The organism is Virgibacillus ihumii, from assembly GCF_902726655.1.
GTDB classification, from domain to species: Bacteria; Bacillota; Bacilli; order Bacillales; family Amphibacillaceae; genus Lentibacillus; species Lentibacillus ihumii.
In genome coordinates this window covers 2,326,530-2,350,212 of record NZ_CACVAN010000001.1, presented here as the reverse complement: position 1 = coordinate 2,350,212, position 23,683 = coordinate 2,326,530, and the positions used below count along the sequence as shown (strand labels likewise).

Genomic DNA, 23,683 nt, shown 5'->3' with positions numbered 1-23,683 from the left:
ACGCTTGTTATGAGGGATTTTTTTCATTTTTGGGAGTGACTTCCCGTATGAGCGAAACATCAACCGCACGGGCGGAACATCAACCGTACGAGCGAAACATCAACCGTACAAGGAAAACATCAACCGTACGAGCGAAACATCAACCGTACAAGGAAAACATCAACCGTACGAGCGAAACATCAACCGCACAGGTAAAAATGGACGGGTGCCGATCCTCAGAATATTTTGTCGTTATTTCCCGGGAAATGATAGAAAAGGGTGGCGTGAAATATTCTACTAAACCGGTCGTGATTGACAATAGCCCATAGAAATGGCAGAGTAACATGTAGCAATGATAAATTACTTTCTGAGAAAGAGTGAAGGAAATGTTTTCGATTGGACAGATGGCACTATTTAGTATGATATCACATTTAGTTTTTATCTTTATTACGTGGAGGGTAATGCAGACGATAAATTTTGATCCTCTGATCAGAAAAGGCCGGGCGATGGAAGGAAAAATCATGTTGCTGTTTATCGCAATTGCCGTTGGTACTTCGGTCAGTAACTTCTTCCTCAGCTTTCTGCAATGGTCCAGCGATCTGGTCTTTCTTTTCTGATGGCCATCGGGTAAACTCCACAAAAATTGTCGATAGATTGCCAGATTAATGTAGTATGGTTAACAACCCTCCCGTTCATACTGATTGTATGAAAACGGGGGGATTTTAATTATGAAGAAAATAGTACTCATAACTTTAATTTTGTTAATGGCGGCCAATAATGCTGTTGCGGTCACCGTACAGTCTGATCCGATGACAGACCTGGCCGGGTTGGTAGTTGACAGCAACCTGAAAGTTAGTGAATGGCAGGTAACACTGAAAGAAACGGTCAGTTACATAGATGCTGAGGAAATATTGGACAGGTTCCGGGAAAAAAATAGTTATTTAGTCTCTGGAGAAGAAGATGCGAACACTATAAAATATTCAGTTAGACACGTGCAAAAAAAGCACGGTATTTCCGAATCTTATAATGTCATTATTCCGAAAGACAGGACGTTTGACGCACAGTTTATTGCAGTCATCAAGGGTGATGTCTGGAACAAGTCTGTACGTAAAAAGTACGTCAGCCGAATCAACCGGATAGAGGACAATTTATTTAGTGGAAATTCGACAAAATTTGCTTGTGTTCAAACATCATTTAATGATAAAATGAATAGTGTTTATGTTTTTAGTAAAATAAGGCAAACATTGAATTTAAAACACGTAAAAAAACAAGAAGATACAGTTGAAAATTCCATGGTTAAAAAAATCATTTACGGGTATACACCACTATGGAATCAAAAGATTGATCTGGGAGATCGGCCGTTGAACTTTCAAATGGCGGTGAACAAAGGTGAAAACGGGGATACGGAACTTACAATTGGCACACCTATCCTGATTAATGAATATTAATATAGTGAAAATGTAACATAAGGAGAATTAAAATATGGAGAAAATCATCGTAAGAGGTGGGAATCAACTTAATGGTAATGTAAAGGTGGAAGGTGCTAAAAATGCAGTTTTACCTGTTATCACTGCCAGCATCTTAGCCAGTAAAGGAAACAGTGTTATTAATGATGTTCCGGTCCTGGCCGATGTGTTTACCATCAATGAAGTATTGCGTAATATGAATGCGAATGTACATTTTGAAAATAATACAGTGTCTGTTGATGCCTCCCAACCATTAAAAACGGAGGCGCCATTTGAATATGTAAGGAAAATGCGGGCTTCTGTGCTTGTTCTGGGACCGTTGCTGGCCCGCTATGGACATGCGAACGTGGCAATGCCTGGCGGATGTGCAATCGGATCACGCCCAATTGATCTGCACTTAAAAGGTTTCGAAGCAATGGGCGCACACGTGCATGTCGGAAATGGCTTCGTTGAGGTGGAGTCTGAGGGACGCCTGAAGGGTGCGAAAGTTTACCTGGATATGCCGAGTGTCGGGGCAACGGAAAATATCATGATGGCTGCCGCACTTGCGGATGGAAAAACAATTATCGAAAACTGTGCAAAAGAACCTGAGATAGTCGACCTGGCGAACTTTATTAATAAAATGGGCGGCAAGGTTGTTGGTGCAGGTACTGAGACGATTCGAATCGAAGGCGTCGAGGAACTTCACGGCACAGAACATGCAATTATTCCCGACCGTGTGGAAGCAGGTACATTTATGGTCGCTGCCGCTATTACTGGTGGAAATATTTTAATTGAAAATGCTGTGAGTGAGCATTTGCGCTCCGTTATTTCAAAACTTCAAGAAATGGACGTAACCATACTGGAGGAAGGCAGTGGCATTCGGGTTCTGGGACCGGATATTTTGAAACCAACTGATATTAAGACATTGCCGCATCCTGGTTTTCCGACTGATATGCAGTCACAGATGATGGCACTGATGCTTTGTGCATATGGCACAAGCGTGATTACGGAGACAGTATTTGAAAACCGGTTTATGCATGTCGAGGAGTTTCGGCGCATGAACGCGAAGATGAAAATTGAGGGCCGCGGTGTCATTATTGAAGGGCCTTGTGAATTACAAGGTGCCGAAGTGGCCGCAACGGATTTGCGTGCAGCGGCAGCACTCATTTTAGCTGGTCTGCGTGCAGACGGATTTACCCGGGTAACGGAATTAAAGCATCTTGATCGAGGATATGTTGATTTCGCGGGCAAGCTTGCTTCTCTCGGTGCCGATATTGAACGCGTAAATGATGAAGGGGAGCCAGTCAAAATTGATATTCAGAATGATGGTCTATATGCTGAATTGAACTGAAAATCGAATTTATATCATATATGAAAAAGCAGGTGTAAATAAAGCATCTGCTTTTTTTAGTGTCAAAAATAATTCTTGTTCCTGATTGTTGAACCAAACGGCGATGTTGTCTGCTATCGAAATTAACGGGCCCCGACGTTTTATATTTTCCGGAAACAGTTCAAATTTATCATTGAATTTCATACATAATATGATAGAATTGAAAGAAAATTACAAAATGAGTGGAAGGGGGAGTTGGATGAAGTTATATATTTCTGTCGATATGGAAGGGATAACCGGTTTGCCTGACTATACATATGTGGATTCAAGCGAGCATAATTATGAGCGGGCACGAAAAATCATGACTGAGGAAACCAACTATGTAGCAGATGCAGCATTTAAATCCGGCTGTACCGATATTTTAATCAATGACAGCCATTCAAAAATGAATAATATCCTAATAGATCAGCTGCACCCGGAGGCGGCTTTAATAACCGGAGAGGTGAAACCGCTTTCGATGATGCAGGGAATCGATCATACATATTCCGGGGTAATGTTTGTCGGATACCACGCACAGGCAGGCCAGTTTGGCGTGATGTCACATGCGATGATTCACGCGGTGCGAAATTTTTACATCAATGACAGAGCGATTGGTGAACTTGGTTTTAATGCTTATGTTGCCGGTCATTTCGGTGTTCCCGTATTAATGGTTGCCGGGGATGATCAGGCAGCCCGTGAAGCTGAGGCACTGATTCCCGATGTTACGACTGCAGCTGTTAAAGAGACGATTTCCAGATCGGCGGTAAAAAGTATGACACCGAAAAAAGCCGGCGAACTGCTGACAGCGAAAGTTGCGCAGGCACTGGAAAACCGTGATCAGGTAAAACCACTGCATCCGCCGGAACACCCGACACTGAAAATCGAATTTAATAACCATGGACAGGCTGAATGGGCAAATCTGATGCCGGGAACGACACTCATCGAAGGGACGACCATCGTCCAATTTGAAGCAAAAGATATTGTGGAAGCGTATCAGGCAATGCTTGTCATGACCGAGCTCGCTATGCGCACAACTTTTTCATAGGAGTGGGACAGATGCTGCGATACATATTAAAAAGATTTGCCATTATGGCTGTCACATTGTGGATAATTGTTACGCTCACGTTTATTCTTATGGTTACCATTCCCGGTTCACCGTTAAATGAAGAGCGGAGCACCACCCAGGCCGTTCAGGAAAACCTGAGGGAGCATTACAACCTTGATGAGCCGCTGTCCATTCAATACCTGCTCTATTTAAAGTCGGTTGTGACATTGGATTTTGGACCGTCCATCAAACAGCCGGATGCTTCCGTGAACGAGTTGCTGAGCCGGGGATTTCCGGTCTCGTTTGAACTGGGCATGATTACGATTCTGGTTGCGGTCATTTCCGGTATTATTCTCGGGATTATGGCGGCGCTCAGACATAATGGATTTATCGACTACTTTGCCATGAGTGTTGCTGTTCTTGGGATTTCCATTCCGAACTTTGTGCTGGCGACACTGCTGATTCAAAAATTCGCTGTTGACTGGGATATTCTCCCGGCTGCTACGTGGTCAAGCCCGGTACATATGATTTTGCCGGTCGTTGCCCTTGCCACGGGTCCGATGGCCATCATTGCGCGGCTGACGAGGTCAACGATGCTTGAAGTTCTCACACAGGATTACATAAAGATGGCAAAAGCAAAAGGGCTCTTCCCCTGGAAAATTGTCATTAAGCATGCATTGCGGAATGCACTGATGCCGGTTGTGACCATTATGGGAACATTGTTGGCAGGTATTTTGACCGGATCATTTGTTATCGAAAAAATCTTTGCCATCCCGGGTATGGGCAAATATTTTATTGAAAGTATCAATCAGCGGGATTACCCGGTTATCATGGGGACGACCGTTTTTTACAGCGCATTTTTGATTTTCTCCCTATTTTTGGTTGATCTCGTATACGGAATACTTGATCCACGGATTAAACTGCATAAAAAGGGAGGCAAATAATCTATGAAACTATCAGATGAAACAGCAGCTCCGTACACTCCCGAAAATGTACCGGATGATTTATTCCGGTGGAAGGAAAAAGAATACGGCGCAGCGGAAACCGTTTCCAGGCCGTCCTTGTCCTATTGGCAGGATGCATGGAAGCGTCTCCGGAAAAATAAAATAGCCATGGCGGGACTTATTTTCTTAATATTGCTGGGGGTTATGGCAATCCTTGGTCCGATCATCTCACCATTTTCGGTCAAGGAGCAAAATTTGCCGAACCAGTTCCAGCCGCCCAATGGCACACACTGGTTTGGCACTGATTCACTTGGTCGTGATGTGTTTACCCGGACGTGGTACGGGGCACGAATTTCACTCTTCGTCGGTTTGATGGCGGCGTTGATAGATTTCTTCGTTGGTGTTGTATATGGTGGGATTTCCGGCTATAAAGGCGGCCGCACTGATGACGTTATGATGCGGATTATTGAAGTTCTTTACGGATTGCCGTATCTGCTGGTTGTCATCATGCTGCTGGTGGTGATGGGGCCAAGTCTGACCACCATTATCGTTGCGTTGACGGTGACGGGCTGGGTCGGAATGGCCCGGATTGTCCGGGGGCAAGTGCTGCAAATTAAAAACTTTGAATTTGTTCTTGCGTCGAAATCGTTCGGGACGAAAACGTGGCGGATTATCCGCAAAAATTTACTGCCGAACACGATGGGGCCCATCATTGTACAAATGACGCTGACCGTGCCCTCCGCTATTTTCGCTGAAGCGTTCCTGAGTTTTCTGGGGCTGGGGATTCAATCGCCATATGCCAGTTGGGGTGTGATGGCCAACGATGCGCTCGGCGCCATTTTATCAGGAAATTGGTGGACATTATTTTTCCCGGCGTTCTTTATTTCGTTTACGATGTTTGCATTTAACGTACTGGGTGACGGGCTTCAGGATGCACTCGATCCGAAGCTGAGGAAGTAGGTGACACATATGGAAAAAATTCTTGAAGTAAATAATCTTCACGTTACATTCACTACATACGGCGGGACAGTAAAAGCTGTCAGGGGGGTGAATTTTCATTTAAACAAAGGGGAGACATTGGCGATTGTCGGCGAGTCCGGCTGCGGCAAAAGTGTGACATCAAATGCGATTATGCGGCTGATTCCTGATCCGCCCGGCAAAATTTCCAACGGGACGATTCTTTTTAACGGGGAGGATTTGACGAAGCTTCCGGAAAAAGAAATGCGTGCCAAGCGCGGTGTCGATATTTCGATGATTTTTCAGGATCCGATGACCGCATTGAATCCGACGATCACCATTGAATCACAGCTTGTGGAAGGGCTGCGGCAGCACCGTAAGCTCTCCCGCAAAGCAGCCCGGCAAAAAGCGATTGAAATGATGGATCTTGTCGGCATTCCTAATCCGCATGAACGGCTTAAACAATATCCGCACCAGTTCAGTGGCGGCATGCGGCAGCGGATTGTCATTGCAATCGCACTGATTTGTGAGCCGGAACTATTGATTGCCGATGAGCCGACGACAGCGCTTGACGTTACCATTCAGGCACAGATTCTTGAATTGTTTGGTAAAATTCAGCGACAGACTGGAGTATCAATCATCCTGATCACCCATGACCTTGGGGTCGTTGCCAAAATTGCTGATCGGATTGCCGTCATGTATGCGGGGAAAGTCGTCGAGACCGGTACAAGGCGGGAAATTTTTTATCACCCTGAACACCCGTATACAAAGGGACTTTTGAAATCTGTTCCACGGCTTGATTTACAGGAAGATAAACTTACGCCCATCGATGGAACACCACCAGATTTATTCTCACCTCCCCAGGGATGTCCGTTTACAGCGCGATGTCCATTCGCGATGGAGGTGTGTGATAAAGTTTATCCCGCGATGACGGAGCTGAGTGATTCGCATAAAGTGGATTGCTGGCTGCAGGATGAACGGGCTAAACAGCTTTTGGCTTCCACAGCCGCAAAATAATTTTTGAAAGGGGCAGAAAAGGTATGAAAAAAGGATTTTTATTATTTATTACCGTATTGTTTATCGCCGCTTTATCGGCTTGTACAACCGGAAGCGGTGCCGGGGATGATGGAGGGGAAAGCAGCAACAGTGAAGGAGCCTCCGATAGTGAAGAAAAAGTATTATACATGAACAATGGGGAGGAGCCGACTTCACTGAACCCTCCAGTCGGATTTGATGCTGTTTCATGGAATGTGCTGAATAATCTTATGGAAGGGCTGACTCGTTTAGGCAAAAATGATAAACCGCAACCAGCGATGGCAGAGGACTGGGATGTTTCGGAAAATGGGAAAGTGTACACGTTTTATTTGCGTGAGGATGCCAACTGGTCAAACGGTGACCCCGTGACGGCACAGGATTTTGTGTATGCATGGAAACAGCTGCTGAATCCTAAGACGGGTTCTCCGGCCGCATTTCTGGGATATTTTATTGAAGGCGGTAAGGAGTATAATACTGGAAAAGGATCTGCCGAGGATGTCATGGTAAAAGCAGTTGATGATAAAACATTCAAGGTAACACTAACAGCTCCGACAAACTATTTCCTGCATGTTGTGACAAACCCGGCATTTTTCCCGGTAAATGCTAAAGTAGCCAAGGAAAATCCGGAGTGGCATACAGAAGCTGAATCGTTTGTCTCAAATGGACCATTCAAACTGAAAAAATGGGCACATGAAAAAGAAATGGTCATGGTAAGAAACGATCAGTATTGGGATAAGGAAACGGTGCGTCTTGATAAGGTACACTGGGCAATGGTCAATAACACAAACACGGAATATCAGATGTTTAAAAGTGATGAGCTGGATATGACCGCAATCCCGTCTGATATGGCTGATCAGTTGATTGATGGTGATAATGTAGTTATTGAAAAACAGGCGGGACTTTATTTTTACCGCTTTAACGTCAACAAAGAACCATTCCAGAACAAGAAAATCCGAAAAGCATTCGCCCTGGCAGTTAATCAGGAAAATATCGTAAACTACGTAACCAAAAATAACGAGGAAGCAGCAAAAGCTTTTGTGTCGCCAGGATTTGAAGGACCAAGCGGCAAAGACTTCCGGGAAGTAAATGGAGACCTTGTTAAGTTTAATCCGGAAAAGGCAAAAAAATTGCTGGAAGAGGGCATGAAGGAAGAAGGCTACGACAAACTTCCACCGGTGACACTGACATATAATACCGATGAGGGGCACAAGGCAATCGCCGTGGCAATGCAGAGCATGTTTAATGAGAATCTCGGTGTCAACGTTACATTACAAAATACCGAATGGAACGTGTTCCTTGAAGCACAGAAAAATTTGAAGTACCAGCTATCCCGAAGTTCATTCCTGTTTGACTACGCTGACCCAATCAATTTTCTGGAAAGCTTTACGACAGGACAGTCCATGAACCGGACTGGATGGTCGAACAAGGAATACGACAAACTGATAGCCCAGGCGAAAAAGGAAACGAATGAAGAAAAACGCTGGGAACTGATGTATGAAGCAGAAAAACTGCTCGCTGAAGAAATGCCGATCTTCCCAATTCATTATTATAACCAGGTGTATATTTACAAAGATGACATAACCGGCATCGTGCGCCATCCGGTCGGCTATCTGGAACTGAAGTGGGCAGATAAGAAGTAATTTTCTTATTTGAAGATTAATGTTTTTCGTGCAACGGTTGAAGTTTCGCTCGTGCGGTTGATGTTTAGCCAGTACGGTTGAAGTTTTGTTCGTACGGTTGATGTTCCGCCCGTGCGGTTGAAGTTTCGCTCGTGCGGTTGAAGTTTCGCTCGTGCGGTTGAAGTTTCGCTCGTGCGGTTGAAGTTTCGCTCGTGCGGTTGAAGTTTCGCTCGTGCGGTTGAAGTTTCGCTCGTGCGGTTGAAGTTTCGCTCGTGCGGTTGAAGTTTAGCTCGTACGGTTGAAGTTTAGCTCGTACGGTTGAAGATTTGCTCGTGCGGTTGATGATTCGCTTGTGCGGTTGATGATTCGCTTGTGCGGTTGAAGTTTTACTCGTGCGGTTGATGTTCCGCTCGTGCGGTTGATGTTTCTCCCGTATGGTTGATGATTCGCTCGTACGGTTGATGTTCACCTGCCAGCGCCAGGTACAGATGATAACCGCAGCAAGACAAATCTGCAAATGGATAAACAAGTACAGAAGAAGCATCCAGATTGCTTCTTCTGTACATACATAACAGCTCACATGAGCATTTTCACCAGTAAGGAAAAGAAAGAAGGGAGATTATGATTAAGCCACCACGACTAAACAAGGGAGACACGATTGGGATTGTTGCACCGGCCAGTCCTATCGATGCAGAACGCCTGCAGGGGGCAATCTCTTTTTTTGAAAAAATGGGAATGCAGGTCAAGTTGGGCAGGCATGTTGAAAAAACACATGGCTATCTGGCGGGGACTGATGCGGAGCGGCTGGCGGATTTTCATGAGATGATTGCCGATACGCAAGTCAAAGCAATTATATTTGCCCGCGGCGGATATGGAACGGGAAGACTTGCTGAAGGACTTGATTATGAGCTTATTCGGGACAATCCGAAAATCATCTGGGGATACAGTGATATTACCTATTTACATACGGCGATACGGCAGGCGGCGAAGCTTGTGACGTTTCACGGGCCGATGGCTGTTTCGGACATTGCGGACGAGGAATTTGATGCGTATTCCGCCGGATTGTTTCAGCAGCTTCTCGAGCCTTCAGCCCTCTACTATACGGAGTCCGTATCATCACTGAAGGGAATCGCTGATGGGGAAGTTACCGCTGAAATCGTCGGCGGTAACCTGTCACTTTTGATCAGTACACTTGGCACGCCTTATGAAATAAATACAGAGGGAAAAATTTTGTTGCTGGAAGATATCGGAGAAGCGCCATACCGTGTTGATGGCATGCTGAATCAGCTTAAATTGGCAGGAAAACTGGAGCGGGCTGCCGGAGTCATTGTCGGAGATTTTGCCAAGTGTGATCCACCGGAAGGAAAACCATCCCTGACGTTGCAGCAGGTCTTCCATGAATACTTTGTTGATCATAGCGGCCCAGTCGTGTCCGGGTTCAAGATCGGCCATTGTATGCCGAATTTTTCCCTGCCGTTCGGTGTACCCGCCACATTATCCTCGGCGAAAAAATCGCTGGTTATTGAGCCGGGAGTTGAGTAGCACAGAAGGGGGGATACAGGTATGCATATCCAGCAAATCGAAACATTTCATGCGGCAATTCCGCTGAACAGCCCGTTTAAAACAGCACTCAGAACGGTTACGGTTGCGGAGACCGTTGTCGTGAAAATCACCTGTGATAATGGGATTATCGGCTGGGGAGAAGCGCCGCCAACCCACGTGATAACTGGTGACAGTATTGCCAGTATTGATTTTGCGGTCAACGATATTTTCAAGCCGTTGTTAACAGGCGAATCGATTCTGCATTATGAAAAGGTGTTTGAAAAAATTGATGCGGGCATAATCGGCAATACGAGCGCAAAAGCTGCAGTCGACATGGCGATATACGACTGTATTGCTCAGCAGGCATCGATGCCATTGGCGCAGTTTCTCGGCGGGTATACCGATCATATCGAAACGGATTATACGGTTAGTGTGAACAGTCCTGATGAAATGGCGGATGATGCGCAGCAATACACGAGTGCCGGATTTTCTGTTTTGAAAGTAAAAGTCGGCAAAGATTCAATCGATAATGATGTTAGGCGGATTCAGGCTATCCGAAAGCGGATCGGATCACGGGCAAAAATCCGGCTTGATGCCAATCAGGCATGGCAGGCAAAAGAAGCTGTCCGCGCAATCAGTACAATGGAGGAACTCGGTCTTGATATTGAACTGATTGAACAGCCGGTACATAGAGTTGATTTTGAAGGGCTGAAATATGTTACGGACAACACTGCGACACCAATTATGGCTGATGAAAGTGTGTTTTCAACGGGCGATGCCAAACAGGTGCTGGAAATGCGGGCAGCTGACTTAATTAACATAAAACTGATGAAGGCAGGAGGAATCCACCACGCCCTGAAAATTGCCAAACTTGCAGCTGTCTACGGCGTGACGTGCATGGTTGGGAGCATGATTGAAACAAAAATCGGCATTACCGCAGCAGCGCATTTTGCGGCGAGCCAGCCGAATATCCGGTACTTTGATTTTGACGCGCCATTAATGCTGGCGGGCAATTTAATCGAAGGCGGGATTACATATAACGGGAATAAGATTTCACTTGGGACAGGAGCAGGACTCGGGATAGAAAACGTTACGCCTGAATTTTTGAAATAGGAGCACTGCCAGATCACGAGTAAGGAGGAGACCACATGTCTGAACAAATGATTGAACAACAGTCAGGTGAATTATGGATCACAGAGGTACAGGTTGCGACGGTATGGACAGACCCTGAATCAGCTCGTTCCATTGACCGTCCAGGGCTCACCAACCCGACTAATCTCGATCAATGGATGGACGAACTGACTTTTGAAAAGCGGGTGGCACTGTGCGATGAAAACCGGGTACAGACACAGCTGCTGTACGGGGAATCTGTCATCATCACCGAAACAAAGGATGAATGGGCACGTGTTGTCATTCCATCACAACCGTCCAAAAAAGACCGGCGCGGCTATCCGGGCTGGGTCCCGCTGAAACAGCTGACAAGGGTAAAAAAATCAAAGTGGAATAAGGATACAACAGCTGCCGTCACATCCAGATTTGCCTGGCTCGAATCAGCGAATGGTGAACCGGTCATGAAACTCAGTTTTATGACAATGCTTCCGGTTATCCGTGAACAGGAAGATTGGCTGGAAGTCGCCACTCCGGATGGTCCGCTTTTTATCGAACAGCAACACGTTGAACTTTTTCCGACAGCGAGCGGTCTACAACAGCAGTCCGGCCAAAAACTCCTCCAATCGGGCGAACCCTATATTCGACTTGATTATTTCTGGGGAGGCATGAGTTCGTTCGGCTATGACTGCTCAGGTTTTACATATGCTATGCACAAAGCGAACGGCTATCAGATTCCCCGTGATGCGGATGACCAGCTGGCAGCAGGCGTCAGTGTCAAAACGGAGGATGTGATGCCTGGTGATCTGCTGTTTTTTGCCTATAAAGAAGGGACAGGCGGGCTGCATCATGTTGGTTTTTACTACGGTGATGGCAAAATGCTGCATTCCCCGCAAACCGGGAAGGGAATCGAATTAACCGAACTGAAAGGTACCATCTATGAAAAAGAACTTTGTGGAGCAGCGAGATACTGGCAACAGACGGAGGAGAAATAATCATGGGTGAAAAAATATTGGAAGTCAATGCGCTCCGGAAATATTTTGATATGGGAAAAGGCATAAACCTGCAGGCGGTTAATGATGTGACCTTTCATATCAATAAAGGCGAAACATTCGGGCTTGTCGGTGAGTCAGGCTGCGGTAAATCGACTATCGGCCGGACCATTATGGGATTGTACGATAAAACGTCCGGGAATGTCTTGTACGATGGACAGGACGTTCATGCTATGAGCGAAAAGGAACGATTCGGCTTTTACCGCCATATGCAAATGGTGTTTCAGGATCCTTATGCATCATTGAATCCGCGCTCGACCGTACGGGAAGTTATCGGGGAGCCGATGGAAGTTCACGGTATGTTTAAAAATAAACGGAAGCAAATGGATCGAATTTATATGCTGCTGGAGGAAGTCGGCATGAACCGGGATCATGCCAACCGCTACCCGCACGAATTCAGCGGCGGTCAGCGGCAGCGGATCGGTATCGCCAGAGCGTTGGCACTTGATCCCGACTTCATTATAGCTGACGAACCGATTTCTGCGTTGGATGTGTCCGTTCAGGCACAGGTTGTCAATCTATTAAAAGAACTGCAAGAGGATAAGGGGCTGACATTTTTATTCATTGCCCATGATCTGTCCATGGTCAAACAAATTTCCGACCGGATTGGTGTCATGTATCTTGGCAACATGGTAGAATTAACGAAAAGTGAGGCATTGTACGAAAATCCATTGCACCCATACACACAGGCGCTGTTGTCGGCAATCCCGATTCCTGACCCTGATATTGAGGACAGCAGGGAGCGGATTATTTTACATGGTGAGCTGCCAAGTCCGATTAATCCGCCAAGCGGCTGTGTGTTCCGTACGCGGTGTCCGATGGCGATGGACATCTGCTCGGTACAAAAACCGGAATGGCAGGAAATTGAACAGGATCATTATGTCGCCTGCCACCTTTACAATAAAGAAGCACCGGAACGTGAATCGGTATTAACAAACCAGAAATGAAGCTGACGTGAATCTTCAATTAGCGGCACGTTTTCTTTCTCTCCGGCATGGCAGGGGCAATATGGATGATGTTAAACAGATGCTTATATTTTTCTTATTCTATTGTTCTATTTTTCCCGGTTTCGGTATACGTTTAATAGTAGGGATGCTAGATATTATTCCGGTACGACATACCATAAGGGAGGCTGCCAATGAAGCACAAGAACATTCCGGACCATTGGAGAAAGAAGATGAAGAAAAAGCGTAACAACCTCTTACCATTTAAGCAAAAAAACAAATACCTGAAAGATCGCACTGCACCGTGGAAAATACAGGGGATTCTTTTTTTCGCCAGCATGATTACCATTATCCTCATTATTCCAACTTTGATTGTTGTTCCGTTTGTGGCAGATAATGAGCAGCATAACGCCGACGAATCGGAATCGGGTCAGGTGGATATTTCATTGGGTGATTCGCCATTTTCTGTGGCAGTCATGCGGGCAAGTTCTGAAAAGGTGGAAAATGTACCGCTTGAAACGTATGTGGCACGGGTTGTCGCATCGGAAATGCCGGCTGAATTTGAACTGGAAGCATTGAAGGCACAGTCACTGGCTGCCCGAACATTTATCGTCAACCATATGGTCAGTCAGGAATCGCCTGGGAAATCGGATGTGACCGATACCGTCAGTGATCAGGTATATCACAGCAAACAGGAATTGCGGGATTTGCTGGAAGATGATTTTAAGTGGAAAATGGAAAAGGTAAAGAAGGCGGTCAAAGCAACAAAAGGCCAAATCTTAACCTATAATGATACACCGATAACCGCATCATTCTTTTCAACCAGCAACGGCTACACCGAGAATTCCGAAGACTATTGGAAAAATAAAGTGCCCTATCTGCGCAGTGTAAAAAGCCCCTGGGATAAGGGATCACCTAAATTTCTTGACCAGAAAATTTTCACAATCGCTAAAGTGGAAGATGCGCTTGGTGTGAAACTTCCAAATTCCGGAAATATTAATATGAAAATTACCCGGACAGAAGGAGAGCGTGTTGATCAGCTTAAAATTTCCGGTAAAAAACTTTCCGGCAGAACGGTTCGCCAAGAACTGGAACTGCAATCGAGTGATTTTACGATTGAGCAGAAAAACGACCACCTCATATTTACAACACAAGGGTTCGGTCATGGTGTCGGGATGAGCCAGTATGGTGCGAACGGCATGGCAAAACAGGGTAAATCCTATAAGCAGATCGTCAAGCACTATTACCAGGGAGTTGAAATCAGTTCCATCAACCAAACGGCACCAACGCTCGTTGCGAAATAATAAAACATAGGAGGGGGGACCCCGGGATGCTATGACCATTCCGGGATCCCCCCTCCTTTCAACTAGCAAACTACGCATTCATCGCGGAAATCTTCCGTATAACGGCTTACTTTCCCCATCATTTCTGAAAAAATGCATAGATTTCAACAATTTTTTTCACATAATGTATAGATTTTCCTTTTTCTGCTCAGAATGGTTGTTGAGGTGATGAGATATGAAAGAGGAAAACAACGGTACTCCAAAAAATAAGTGGAGTCGCATTTTCCGGAAGAAGTGGTTCTTCCCGGCAGTATATTTAACGGTTGCTGCAGTTTTGCTGGCGTTTGTAGTATGGTACCAGAATCTGGAGAATCAGATGCCTGACATGGCAGAAGATCAGAAATCTACTGACTTCTACAATCCAGCCGAAAATCAAAATGAGGCACAACCCGTTATGGAGCAGCAGGAAGTTATTAAGATGCCTGTTGTAAATCAGGATCAAGCAGAAATCGTAACTAACTTTTATGATTACAACGCAGATACGAAGGCCAAGAAAAGTGCATTGGTCCTGTATAACAATCGGTATTACCAGAGCAAGGGCGTTAACATTAAGGCTGCAGAAGGTGAATCATTTGACGTTCTGGCAGCACTAAGCGGAACAGTTAAGGAAGTCAAGGAAGATCCGCTGCTTGGACAAGTGGTAACATTGCAGCATGAAAACAAAGTCATAACGCACTATGCAAGTCTTGGCGATGTTAACGTAAAAGCAGGCGCCGAAGTACAGCAGGGTGATGTCATTGGAACAGCCGGTGAAAACAGATTCGGCCAGGAGTTTGGCACTCACGTCCATTTTGAAATCAGAAAAAATGGCGAAGCGGTGAATCCGGAAAAATTCTTTAATCAGCCGGTAAGTGCATTGAATAAGGCTGTAAAAGAAGATTCTTCCAGCGGTAATGCGGAAGAAAACGATTCTGCAACGGAAGAAGAGAATGCTGGTGAGACTGAAGACGGAGCTGCAGACAGTTCTGGCGACAGTGAAGGCACGGATGACAATGCCGATGGTGAAAACTCTGACGGTACAAAAGAGGATAGCACCGACAACGAAAATAATGCCGGTGAATCATCTGAACAGAATCAGGAAGATACAAATAATAACGCGGAAGATGATAATACAACTGATAACGATACAACCGAATCATCTGCTTCATCCGCAAGCGCATAGTCAATAAATTGTATGACCCTGGTATGGTACTAATATCAGGGTTGTTTTTTTGAGAGGATGCGAAATTTGTCGAACGATTGTTGTAGATTTTATAAAAATATATGGTATTATAGTATATAATAACAGAATTTGTTAAATATTGCAGAATCTTGTAGGGAAAAAGTCCCAGAATCTTAACATTCGGTTTTTTACGGAAGAGGTGGCGCATCCATGCATTCTTTCAATATTAAAACGCTTGCTGATTCGATAAATTCTTTGTCTACTAAGGAAAATTTAACAATGGATCAGCTTGACCTCATTCTGTCACAGGAATATGACGCTGAAACAGCGAGTTCATTGATGCGCAAGCTGTGTCTGCAGTCAACTTCGGATGATGTCAGTAAAAAGGGCATGGAATTTTTGTACATGCATGGATTTTTTGATGATCTGCAGCGGCTGATTGACAAGAATAAAGCGTCACCGAACGAATCGAATCGGAAATGGGCGGCTGTTTATCAGATTACGATTGACCGTAAATTGCGACGCTACCCACCTGATGTATTGTTAAACTATGCTGAAAGTTTTAAGACAGACGAGCCTGAATTGAAGTGCATCATTGAATTTATCAAAATAACTATTTACTACGGGCTGAATCAATTCGGCAAACTGGGAAATTTCCTTGAAAAGCAGCAGGATTTATTCAAGCAAATTGATGACAGGTTTCTGTTATCCCTTTTCAATCAGCGGCTGAATCAAAACCTGTTTGGATATTATTTGGTCCGCAACGAAGTAATCATCGCCCGAAAGCATGCATTTCGCGTGCTGAACCAGACGACAAACCCCAAGACGAAAGTAAATATACACACCACACTCGGACTATCCTATATCTATGACACGTACTATCAGGGGATGTTTCATTTGTCGGAAGCATTAAAGATTGCCAGGAAGCATCATCTGGAAAGCTCCAGAAAGATTATCGAACAGCACAATATTCCGTTTTTATCGGCACACTTCAAAAAAGTTGAGAACATATTGTCACCGGATAAAAGCGAGCAGGCACACATCGAGATTGCAAAAGGAAATTACACAAAAGCACAGGATATTCTCAGTGAGATTGACATTAACAGTCCGTTTAAAAAGTATTATCTGGGACTGGCAAAACAGGATCGGAATATTTTACTGCAGTCCTACAACAATTTTATTGAAAAACGGAGCGATTATTTTTTCAGCAGACTGCCATTGAATGCAATGAAAGGTCTCAGGTAAATATGTGAAAAAGGGCATAGCCATTGCCCTTGATATATAAATAGGGTTTAGCTTTTCCGAAATTAAACAAAATCGGGAGAGGAGGAGATTCCGCAATGAAAAAATTAGTAGCTATTCTTGTAATCACTGGTATGGTATTAATGGGTGGCGCAGCTGTATCAGCAGCACCGGCTGACGGCGGACCTATGTTGGATCCGGTGTTAGGCGATATGGACTAACATGAAATGCACATAATTTTTTTCATTACCAAAGAGAAGAAGTTACCGTAGATAAAAATCTTCCCGGAAAAGTAAACCCTATTGTTTTATTTTCCTTGATGTGTTGCAACTTGTTTTGCAGCATTTTTTTAATGTGCAGCCAAATTTTTTAGCGGGAAAGAAAGCATTCTTACTGCATAAGTTTAACTAAGGCCCGACTGAAGATTGGTGACTATTCAAGTTTTAAAAGGGAAGCTGTCCACTCCCTTTGTTTTAAAAATACTGCTTGTCCCCATTTCCCAAAGATGCAATTTTAATCATAATCCCCCCTGTAGTGTAATAAAATGTTACAAACCAAGCATTCAGAAAAGTCTGAGGTGAAAGCATGTGTAGCTTTCCATCCATTTCAATCATTACCCGTTTACATACAACAAATAAATAGTTGAATACAACCTGCATACCTGCTATGGCTGCACAGCATGATGTGAAAGCAGATAAGTGAACAGCACACTTTATGTATCACCTTGTCTCAAACCACACCTCGGAAATATCCAACACAGGGAGGCGAATGGTGTGCACGATTACATCAAGGAAAGGACTATCAGGATAGGTGAATATGTCGTGGAGACGAGGAAAACCGTCCGAGTGATAGCGAAAGAATTTGGTGTGTCCAAAAGCACAGTCCACAAAGATCTGACAGAACGCTTGCCGGAAATAAACCCCAAACTGTATAACCAAGTAAAAGATATACTCGATTACCACAAATCAATCCGCCATTTGCGCGGCGGAGAGGCAACCCGTAACAAATACCGCATCACAACAACCACACCCGGTGAGGAAACAAAGGCAAAACCAGTGGGATAATGGATCGCGAAATCCGCCTGTAACCATCACATCTGATCAGCGAATGAAACTCACCTGAGCATTGGCAGGAGAACCATTCCGTTCAGTCGAAACGGCCATCCGGCACTTGGAAAATTGCAGTCGAATAAGCATCCCTCATGGAGCCTTGCGGTTGTTATAACTGCGTTAAGCGCTTGATTTCAGAGGGTCGGGCAGCAGCTGCATCCGCATGAACATGATCTGAGACAAAGGAAGCCAATCACATCCGCGGTTCAAACCTAAAGGAGGTGGTACCCCGACTGTTTTAACAGCAAGCCGTACATCCGACAGCCAAAAACCCAGCCATCTTGCTGGGTTTTTGGTGTGGAGATAATTATTATGCAGATTTTGTGGGCCGTATCATTTGTACGTATGAAACATTGGCGGCATGGGTGTGATTTTTACCTGTACGGGGTGGAACATCAACCGTATGGCGAGAACATCAACCGTATGAGGTGGAACATCAACCGTACGGGCGGAACATCAACCGTACGGGCGGAACATCAACCACACGGGCGGAACATCAACCACACGGGCGGAACATCAACCGCACGGGGGAAACATCAACCGTACGAGCGAGAACATCAACCGCACAGGCGAGAACATCAACCGCACGGGCAAAACATCAACCGTATGAGCAAAACATCAACTGTACTTGACTCCTTCTATAAAAAACATTGTCTATTTAATAAGCATAGTCGCCGTGAAGGGATTTAAAGCTTAAATCAGGAAGCGGCGATTTTTGGGGAAAATCCGCCAATGAAGGAGCAAAATATTTTCTGGCGCTATTATTGCCTGCAAACTTTAGATTCATGGAATTCAGGATTCGATACGCAGTCCTTGGTGATTCAATTTGTAAGAACTCTCTGCATTCCCTGTTTGTCAAAGTGTCACCAAACAGCAGAAAATAATCTAGTATCCTTCTTACATGTGCATCGGTTTCAGTGTAATCACATTTTGGACAACCCCACTTGCTATATTTAATTGGGACCATCTGGCTGAAATTACATTTTGCACAAGGAACTCCTGTTCTGAAATCTGTTTTGTGAAGTCCGTGTAATTTTAAAATATCTGAACGAAGCGGTGTGTCGTTTTTTAAAAGATTATTCCCAAGTTGATGCATCATGGGGAGTGGCATTGCCTCATTTGGATATAATCCAAACAGCCTGTCCAAATGTATGTGCAGGCTTTCGTTATGAATAAATTTTTTATACACTCCGGGATCTTTATGGATATTATTTATGATGGTGGTGGGATAGGCAACTACAACAAGAGTTTCTATCGGTATTCCAAATATTCCGCACTCCCCCAGAAATTCCTGCAAATGATTTTTTTGAGCCTCGGCTTGCAAAATTGGATCCTTTTGGGCAGCCATTTTTCCATTTAATTCTTGTGTTAACTGTCTTTGCTTGGAGTCATAATGGAGAGTTCCTTTACTATTTTTAATTTCTAAAACTACGATGAGATTCTTTGTAAGAAGAAGTGTGTCAATTTGAAAGTGGATTGAGGAAATTGGAAGTCGGATTCCTTTAATAATAATACAATTTTTCAAAGGATATGCAGAAAGTTTATAGTCTACATTTCTTTCGCCATCATAGCCTGCCTTATTTTTCCTGTATTTCGAAATGATAAAACTGTCAATCCTGCTCTCTTCCAGTGACCTAATTAGGGCTTCATAAATCAGAAGGTCATATGATTTTAATCGAATATTGCTGTTCAGTGAAATCACTCCTCTAGATATAGGTATATATATATTCTATTCGACAAAACTTTCTATTTTCCTCTTTTTATTAAAAAAATTTTGCAGGATAAGAAAACATCAACCGCACGAACGGAACATCAACCATACGAGCGGAACATCGACTGCACAAGCGGAACATCAACCGCACAAGCGGAACATCAACCGCACGAGCGGAACATCGACTGCACAAGCGGAACATCAACCGCACAAGCGGAACATCAACCGTACGAACGGAACATCGACTGCACAAGCGGAACATCAACCGCACGAACGGAACATCAACCGTACGAGGAAAACATCAACCGCACAAGCGGAACATCAGCCGTACGAGGAAAACATCGACCGCACGAGCGGAACATCAACCGTACGGGGAAAACATCAACCGCACAAGCGGAACATCAGCCGTACGAGGAAAACATCGACCGCACAAGCAAAACATCAACCGCACGAACGGAACATCAACCGTACGAGCAAAACATCAACCGCACAAGCAAAACATTCCTCCACGCAACACTGAGAAAAATTCCCTCTATATTTTTCAAATTGTGAAGTTATATGTTGAAATTTGTGGTAAAATATAATATTAGTAGCATTATGTGCTCGTATAGAGTGCCGTGAGAAAGTTATTTGAGCAGGGAGGATCTGAGTTAATGTTTTCGAGGGACATCGGAATTGACCTTGGAACTGCCAATGTGTTGATTCATGTAAAGGGTAAAGGAATTGTTTTGGATGAACCATCTGTCGTGGCCATGGACAAAACGACCGGCCGGGTGCTGGAGGTCGGTGAGTCGGCGCGCAAGATGGTGGGACGGACGCCAGGAAATATTGAAGCCATTCGCCCATTGAGAAATGGTGTGATTGCTGACTTTGATGTGACAGAAGCGATGCTCAAGCATTTTATAAATAAAATAAATGTGCGCGGATTTTTGTCGAAACCGCGAATGCTGATTTGCTGCCCGACTAATATTACAAAGGTTGAGCAGAAGGCAATTAAGGAAGCGGCGGAAAAGTCAGGCGGCAAGCGGGTTTATCTTGAGGAAGAACCGAAAGTGGCCGCGATCGGTGCTGGTATGGAAATTTTCCAGCCGAGCGGAAATATGGTTGTTGACGTCGGCGGTGGAACAACGGATGTAGCGGTACTGTCGATGGGGGATATTGTGACTGCGGAATCAATCAAAATGGCCGGCGATAAATTTGATGTGGAAATTCTTCAGTACATAAAGAAAAAATATAAGCTGCTTATCGGTGAACGTACTGCGGAGGATATCAAAATTAATGTCGGAACAGTTTTCCCAGGATCACGCAAGGAAGAATTGGACATCCGCGGCCGTGATATGGTTTCCGGATTGCCACGCACCATTACCGTACACTCAGCTGAAATTGAAGAGGCACTCCGTGAGCCGGCTTCACTGATTACGCAAGGAGCCAAAACTGTGCTGGAGCGCACACCACCGGAATTGTCCGCTGATATTATTGATCGCGGTGTTATTTTAACAGGCGGCGGTGCCCTGATTCATGGCATTGAACAGCTGCTCGCCGAAGAATTGAAAGTCCCGGTATTTCTGTCGGATGAGCCAATGCATTGCGTTGCACGCGGTACAGGCATTATGCTGGAAAATATCGATAAGGTTGACCGTAAAAAAATTGTTTAACTGAAAATTACTATAGGTATTCCGGAAGGGTTCATCTTTTAAGGGGGTATCTTCTTAAAAAGGTGAAGTGGTACTATTTTCCCGTAAAAAGACGGACATGATTACGATGCCGTGTTCGTATGCATTTAATGCATAAACAATATTGGAGTGCATCAACCACATCAGCATGAAGCAACAATTGTTTCAGAAATGTAAGGAGTATGGAACCATGTCAACAAAATTGACTGAAAAACCTGCAGAAAAAAAGCAGAATAAACAGGCTGCAGATCAGGAAAAAGAACTGAATCAGCAGCGGGAAACAGATAAGACAACGAAAGAACAGCAGGAATCAGATAAAGCAATCCGTAAAGAACAGAGAAGAAAACGCAAAGCGGAAAAACGTCAGAACAGGAAACCAAAACGGCGGATTTTTCCGATTTGGCTGCGGATTATCGTTGTACTCGTTCTGTGTGTACTCGCTTTACTGATCGGGGCAATGGTTGGCTATGGAATGGTCGGAGATGGTGCTCCAGGTGATGCGCTGGAACTGGAAACGTGGCAGCACATTGTTGATATTGTCTTGAAAAAAGAACAATAAGGATAAGCATGCCCACTCGTCTGGACATGCTTTTTTACCTTTTTGCATATAATTTAACCCTGGAAAGGTATTTCAACCCCGGGGTTCAAACTGAAAATATACATATCGAAAAAGGAGAGAAAAAGGATGGATATTCAGGAAATCAAAGGTACCATTCCGCATCGCTACCCGTTTTTACTAGTGGACAAAGTAACAAACTTGGAAGAGGGAAAACGCATAACAGCGATAAAGAATGTGACTGCAAACGAGCCATTTTTCCAGGGACATTTCCCCGATTATCCGGTCATGCCGGGTGTCCTGATTGTGGAAGCACTGGCGCAGACCGGCGCAATTGCTGTTCTGGGAATTGAAGAAAATAAAGGAAAAATTGGTTTTCTGGCTGGGCTTGATAAATGCCGTTTCAAGCATCAGGTGAAACCGGGTGATCAGCTTGAGCTAAACGTGGAAATCACCCGCATCAAAGGGCCGATTGGCAAGGGCAAGGGAACTGCAACTGTCAATGGAAAAGTCGCCTGCGAAGCGGAAATCACATTCGCCATCCAATAAGTATCTCATTTAAAATATTCCTCCTAAAATTAGTATCACATTTCCAATCATGGATAAGCTAAAGGCGATAGTGAACATTTCAAGGAGGGATAAAGATGAACAGAAAATTGCTTATCAAACTTGGTGTACCGTTATTGGCACTGACTATGGCAACTGGATGCGGAGGCGGAAATGACGACAATCAGGATCCTGCTCAGGAAGATGAAGCCCCGATGAACCAGGAAGACGATAATGGGAACCAAAATAACATGGAAGAGGATCAAAATAATAATGACATGAATCAGGATCAGGGCGGTAATGATGATGCCGATGACATGAACGGCGGCGATAATGATGGCAATATGGACAACGGCACACAAAATAACGACGATAATCAATAGTTCGCTATCATTAAAGGTCTCCTGATCACCAGGGGGCCTGTTTTATTGCAGTTTCGGCTCCCAACTGTTTTTGTACGACAGCACCGGTCACTCCGCGCAGTATAGCCAATCTGAACACCAAAATCACTTCTGCATTATTTTTTGAAAAAATTTGGAAAAAGTAATAGCTTATTTTTCAAAAACCTAGTACAATAGTCTTATAATAAGGTGGGAGGAAGGCATATGACAGTTGCAGATATGTCGGCTGTGTATTTCATTACACAACAGACCAAGGCAATTCTGAATATTGAAGATTCAAGCTATTACCGGTCACTTATTCTTGATTACCAGGGGGAAGTGCATTCGCATTATAAGCCGGAGCAGATTATCGACCATAGCTGTTTACTTGATTTTTCGTCCCTAGATGGGCGCCGGAAGTCCATTCGAAACATGCTGAAAATACATAGCAAAGTTCCGATTCCGGTTATTCCGGACAAAGGAATTTTCATGCTCCCGACGGCTTCTGTTAAAAATAAGGACTGTGTATGGCTTTCTTACTACCAAATTGATCGTTATGAACAGCAGGGTTTTCAGACGTATGTTGAATTCAGGGATGGAACCGGGTTGTATATAAATACATCGGAAAAGTCCTTCGATATGCAGTTTAAACGGACGGGTGAAGTGATTGCCAGAATGAGCCGCTCCATCTACTTCGATAAAGGCGTTTTTCCGTGGAATTCCTAGCAATGTACTTGGCGCTGGAACCGGATACTGCTAATCAGGTTCAATAGAATTTTGGAAAAAGGCTTCCGGATATCGGGAGCTTTTTTATTTGTCTAAGTGCAGCTCAAGGTCATCAGCTGCATTCTTGGTGACAATCAACTTTTTTAATAACGGTTAGATTACATGCAAAATATCACCGCCCGGCAGTCGCATAT

Annotated in this window: 28 protein-coding genes; 26 read left to right on the top strand and 2 right to left on the bottom strand. The window is 44.5% G+C overall.

Annotated elements, in window-relative coordinates; genetic code table 11:
• Nucleotides 1–47 precede the first annotated feature (47 nt).
• The 9 genes from HUX68_RS11320 (at nucleotide 48) to HUX68_RS11280 (ending at nucleotide 8,417) form a co-directional block, all read left to right on the top strand.
• The gene (locus HUX68_RS11320; RefSeq protein ID WP_174614928.1) at nucleotides 48–308 is read left to right on the top strand and encodes a hypothetical protein; all 261 of its coding nucleotides are present in this window, start codon (nucleotides 48–50) and stop codon (nucleotides 306–308) included.
• 57 nt (nucleotides 309–365) lie between these two features.
• On the top strand, nucleotides 366–596 hold the full coding sequence (locus HUX68_RS11315) for a DUF1146 family protein (RefSeq protein ID WP_174614927.1): 231 nt from the start codon (nucleotides 366–368) through the stop codon (nucleotides 594–596).
• 111 nt (nucleotides 597–707) lie between these two features.
• Nucleotides 708–1,427, top strand: coding sequence for a YwmB family TATA-box binding protein (locus tag HUX68_RS11310; RefSeq protein ID WP_174614926.1), 720 nt, complete (start codon nucleotides 708–710; stop codon nucleotides 1,425–1,427).
• A 34-nt stretch (nucleotides 1,428–1,461) separates the two neighbouring features.
• A complete protein-coding gene (gene murA, locus HUX68_RS11305; RefSeq protein WP_174614925.1) occupies nucleotides 1,462–2,778 on the top strand; it encodes a UDP-N-acetylglucosamine 1-carboxyvinyltransferase in 1,317 nt (438 codons plus the stop codon).
• Between the two features lie 238 nt (nucleotides 2,779–3,016).
• Nucleotides 3,017–3,841, top strand: coding sequence for a M55 family metallopeptidase (locus HUX68_RS11300; RefSeq protein ID WP_174614924.1), 825 nt, complete (start codon nucleotides 3,017–3,019; stop codon nucleotides 3,839–3,841).
• Between the two features lie 11 nt (nucleotides 3,842–3,852).
• Nucleotides 3,853–4,785 carry an ABC transporter permease gene (locus HUX68_RS11295; RefSeq protein WP_174614923.1) on the top strand — a complete coding sequence of 311 codons (933 nt, stop codon included), beginning with the start codon at nucleotides 3,853–3,855 and terminating at the stop codon, nucleotides 4,783–4,785.
• A gap of 3 nt (nucleotides 4,786–4,788) precedes the next feature.
• The gene (locus HUX68_RS11290) at nucleotides 4,789–5,745 is read left to right on the top strand and encodes an ABC transporter permease (RefSeq protein WP_174614922.1); all 957 of its coding nucleotides are present in this window, start codon (nucleotides 4,789–4,791) and stop codon (nucleotides 5,743–5,745) included.
• A gap of 9 nt (nucleotides 5,746–5,754) precedes the next feature.
• Entirely contained in the window at nucleotides 5,755–6,759 is a 1,005-nt protein-coding gene (locus HUX68_RS11285) for an ABC transporter ATP-binding protein (RefSeq protein WP_174614921.1), read from the top strand.
• 23 nt (nucleotides 6,760–6,782) lie between these two features.
• Nucleotides 6,783–8,417: a peptide ABC transporter substrate-binding protein gene (locus HUX68_RS11280; protein WP_174614920.1), complete on the top strand. Its 1,635-nt coding sequence runs from the start codon at nucleotides 6,783–6,785 to the stop codon at nucleotides 8,415–8,417.
• A gap of 64 nt (nucleotides 8,418–8,481) precedes the next feature.
• Here HUX68_RS11280 and HUX68_RS11275 read toward each other — a convergent pair whose 3' ends face one another.
• Nucleotides 8,482–8,976, bottom strand: coding sequence for a hypothetical protein (locus tag HUX68_RS11275; protein ID WP_174614919.1), 495 nt, complete (start codon nucleotides 8,974–8,976; stop codon nucleotides 8,482–8,484).
• A 41-nt stretch (nucleotides 8,977–9,017) separates the two neighbouring features.
• Between HUX68_RS11275 and HUX68_RS11270 the strand changes: the two genes are divergently transcribed.
• The 11 genes from HUX68_RS11270 (at nucleotide 9,018) to HUX68_RS11225 (ending at nucleotide 18,587) form a co-directional block, all read left to right on the top strand.
• Entirely contained in the window at nucleotides 9,018–9,938 is a 921-nt protein-coding gene (locus tag HUX68_RS11270; protein WP_174614918.1) for a S66 peptidase family protein, read from the top strand.
• Nucleotides 9,939–9,959: 21 nt separating this feature from the next.
• The gene (locus tag HUX68_RS11265) at nucleotides 9,960–11,051 is read left to right on the top strand and encodes a mandelate racemase/muconate lactonizing enzyme family protein (RefSeq protein ID WP_174614917.1); all 1,092 of its coding nucleotides are present in this window, start codon (nucleotides 9,960–9,962) and stop codon (nucleotides 11,049–11,051) included.
• 35 nt (nucleotides 11,052–11,086) lie between these two features.
• Complete coding sequence (locus tag HUX68_RS11260) at nucleotides 11,087–12,040, top strand: C40 family peptidase (protein ID WP_174614916.1); 954 nt, start codon at nucleotides 11,087–11,089, stop codon at nucleotides 12,038–12,040.
• 2 nt (nucleotides 12,041–12,042) lie between these two features.
• Nucleotides 12,043–13,044, top strand: a complete 1,002-nt coding sequence (locus HUX68_RS11255; protein WP_174614915.1) for an ABC transporter ATP-binding protein — start codon at nucleotides 12,043–12,045, stop codon at nucleotides 13,042–13,044.
• A gap of 61 nt (nucleotides 13,045–13,105) precedes the next feature.
• A complete protein-coding gene (locus HUX68_RS11250) occupies nucleotides 13,106–13,291 on the top strand; it encodes a hypothetical protein (RefSeq protein WP_174614914.1) in 186 nt (61 codons plus the stop codon).
• Nucleotides 13,236–14,345 carry a stage II sporulation protein D gene (gene spoIID, locus HUX68_RS11245; protein WP_174614913.1) on the top strand — a complete coding sequence of 370 codons (1,110 nt, stop codon included), beginning with the start codon at nucleotides 13,236–13,238 and terminating at the stop codon, nucleotides 14,343–14,345. The genes HUX68_RS11250 and spoIID overlap by 56 nt, the downstream gene beginning before the upstream one ends.
• A 214-nt stretch (nucleotides 14,346–14,559) precedes the next feature.
• Nucleotides 14,560–15,546 carry a stage II sporulation protein SpoIIQ gene (gene spoIIQ / locus HUX68_RS11240; protein WP_174614912.1) on the top strand — a complete coding sequence of 329 codons (987 nt, stop codon included), beginning with the start codon at nucleotides 14,560–14,562 and terminating at the stop codon, nucleotides 15,544–15,546.
• Nucleotides 15,547–15,756: 210 nt separating this feature from the next.
• A complete protein-coding gene (locus HUX68_RS11235; protein ID WP_174614911.1) occupies nucleotides 15,757–16,791 on the top strand; it encodes an AimR family lysis-lysogeny pheromone receptor in 1,035 nt (344 codons plus the stop codon).
• 95 nt (nucleotides 16,792–16,886) lie between these two features.
• A complete protein-coding gene (locus HUX68_RS19450) occupies nucleotides 16,887–17,009 on the top strand; it encodes a hypothetical protein (RefSeq protein ID WP_281355736.1) in 123 nt (40 codons plus the stop codon).
• Between the two features lie 552 nt (nucleotides 17,010–17,561).
• On the top strand, nucleotides 17,562–17,852 hold the full coding sequence (gene spoIIID, locus HUX68_RS11230; protein ID WP_174614910.1) for a sporulation transcriptional regulator SpoIIID: 291 nt from the start codon (nucleotides 17,562–17,564) through the stop codon (nucleotides 17,850–17,852).
• 357 nt (nucleotides 17,853–18,209) lie between these two features.
• A complete protein-coding gene (locus HUX68_RS11225) occupies nucleotides 18,210–18,587 on the top strand; it encodes a hypothetical protein (protein WP_174614909.1) in 378 nt (125 codons plus the stop codon).
• On the opposite strand, the gene HUX68_RS11220 is transcribed toward HUX68_RS11225, so the two are convergent.
• Complete coding sequence (locus tag HUX68_RS11220; protein ID WP_174614908.1) at nucleotides 18,556–19,599, bottom strand: nuclease-related domain-containing protein; 1,044 nt, start codon at nucleotides 19,597–19,599, stop codon at nucleotides 18,556–18,558. The genes HUX68_RS11225 and HUX68_RS11220 overlap by 32 nt on opposite strands.
• A 72-nt stretch (nucleotides 19,600–19,671) precedes the next feature.
• On the opposite strand from HUX68_RS11220, the gene HUX68_RS11215 reads away from it, so the two are divergent.
• The 6 genes from HUX68_RS11215 to HUX68_RS11190 all read left to right on the top strand — a co-directional run bounded on the left by HUX68_RS11215 (nucleotide 19,672) and on the right by HUX68_RS11190 (nucleotide 23,489).
• On the top strand, nucleotides 19,672–20,160 hold the full coding sequence (locus HUX68_RS11215) for a hypothetical protein (protein WP_174614907.1): 489 nt from the start codon (nucleotides 19,672–19,674) through the stop codon (nucleotides 20,158–20,160).
• A 101-nt stretch (nucleotides 20,161–20,261) separates the two neighbouring features.
• The gene (gene mreB, locus HUX68_RS11210; protein WP_174614906.1) at nucleotides 20,262–21,263 is read left to right on the top strand and encodes a rod shape-determining protein; all 1,002 of its coding nucleotides are present in this window, start codon (nucleotides 20,262–20,264) and stop codon (nucleotides 21,261–21,263) included.
• 208 nt (nucleotides 21,264–21,471) lie between these two features.
• On the top strand, nucleotides 21,472–21,840 hold the full coding sequence (locus HUX68_RS11205) for a DNA-directed RNA polymerase subunit beta (protein WP_174614905.1): 369 nt from the start codon (nucleotides 21,472–21,474) through the stop codon (nucleotides 21,838–21,840).
• A gap of 126 nt (nucleotides 21,841–21,966) precedes the next feature.
• Nucleotides 21,967–22,386, top strand: a complete 420-nt coding sequence (gene fabZ / locus HUX68_RS11200; protein WP_174614904.1) for a 3-hydroxyacyl-ACP dehydratase FabZ — start codon at nucleotides 21,967–21,969, stop codon at nucleotides 22,384–22,386.
• Between the two features lie 95 nt (nucleotides 22,387–22,481).
• The gene (locus tag HUX68_RS11195) at nucleotides 22,482–22,766 is read left to right on the top strand and encodes a hypothetical protein (protein WP_174614903.1); all 285 of its coding nucleotides are present in this window, start codon (nucleotides 22,482–22,484) and stop codon (nucleotides 22,764–22,766) included.
• A 222-nt stretch (nucleotides 22,767–22,988) separates the two neighbouring features.
• Nucleotides 22,989–23,489, top strand: a complete 501-nt coding sequence (locus HUX68_RS11190) for a competence protein ComK (RefSeq protein WP_174614902.1) — start codon at nucleotides 22,989–22,991, stop codon at nucleotides 23,487–23,489.
• Nucleotides 23,490–23,683 lie beyond the last annotated feature (194 nt).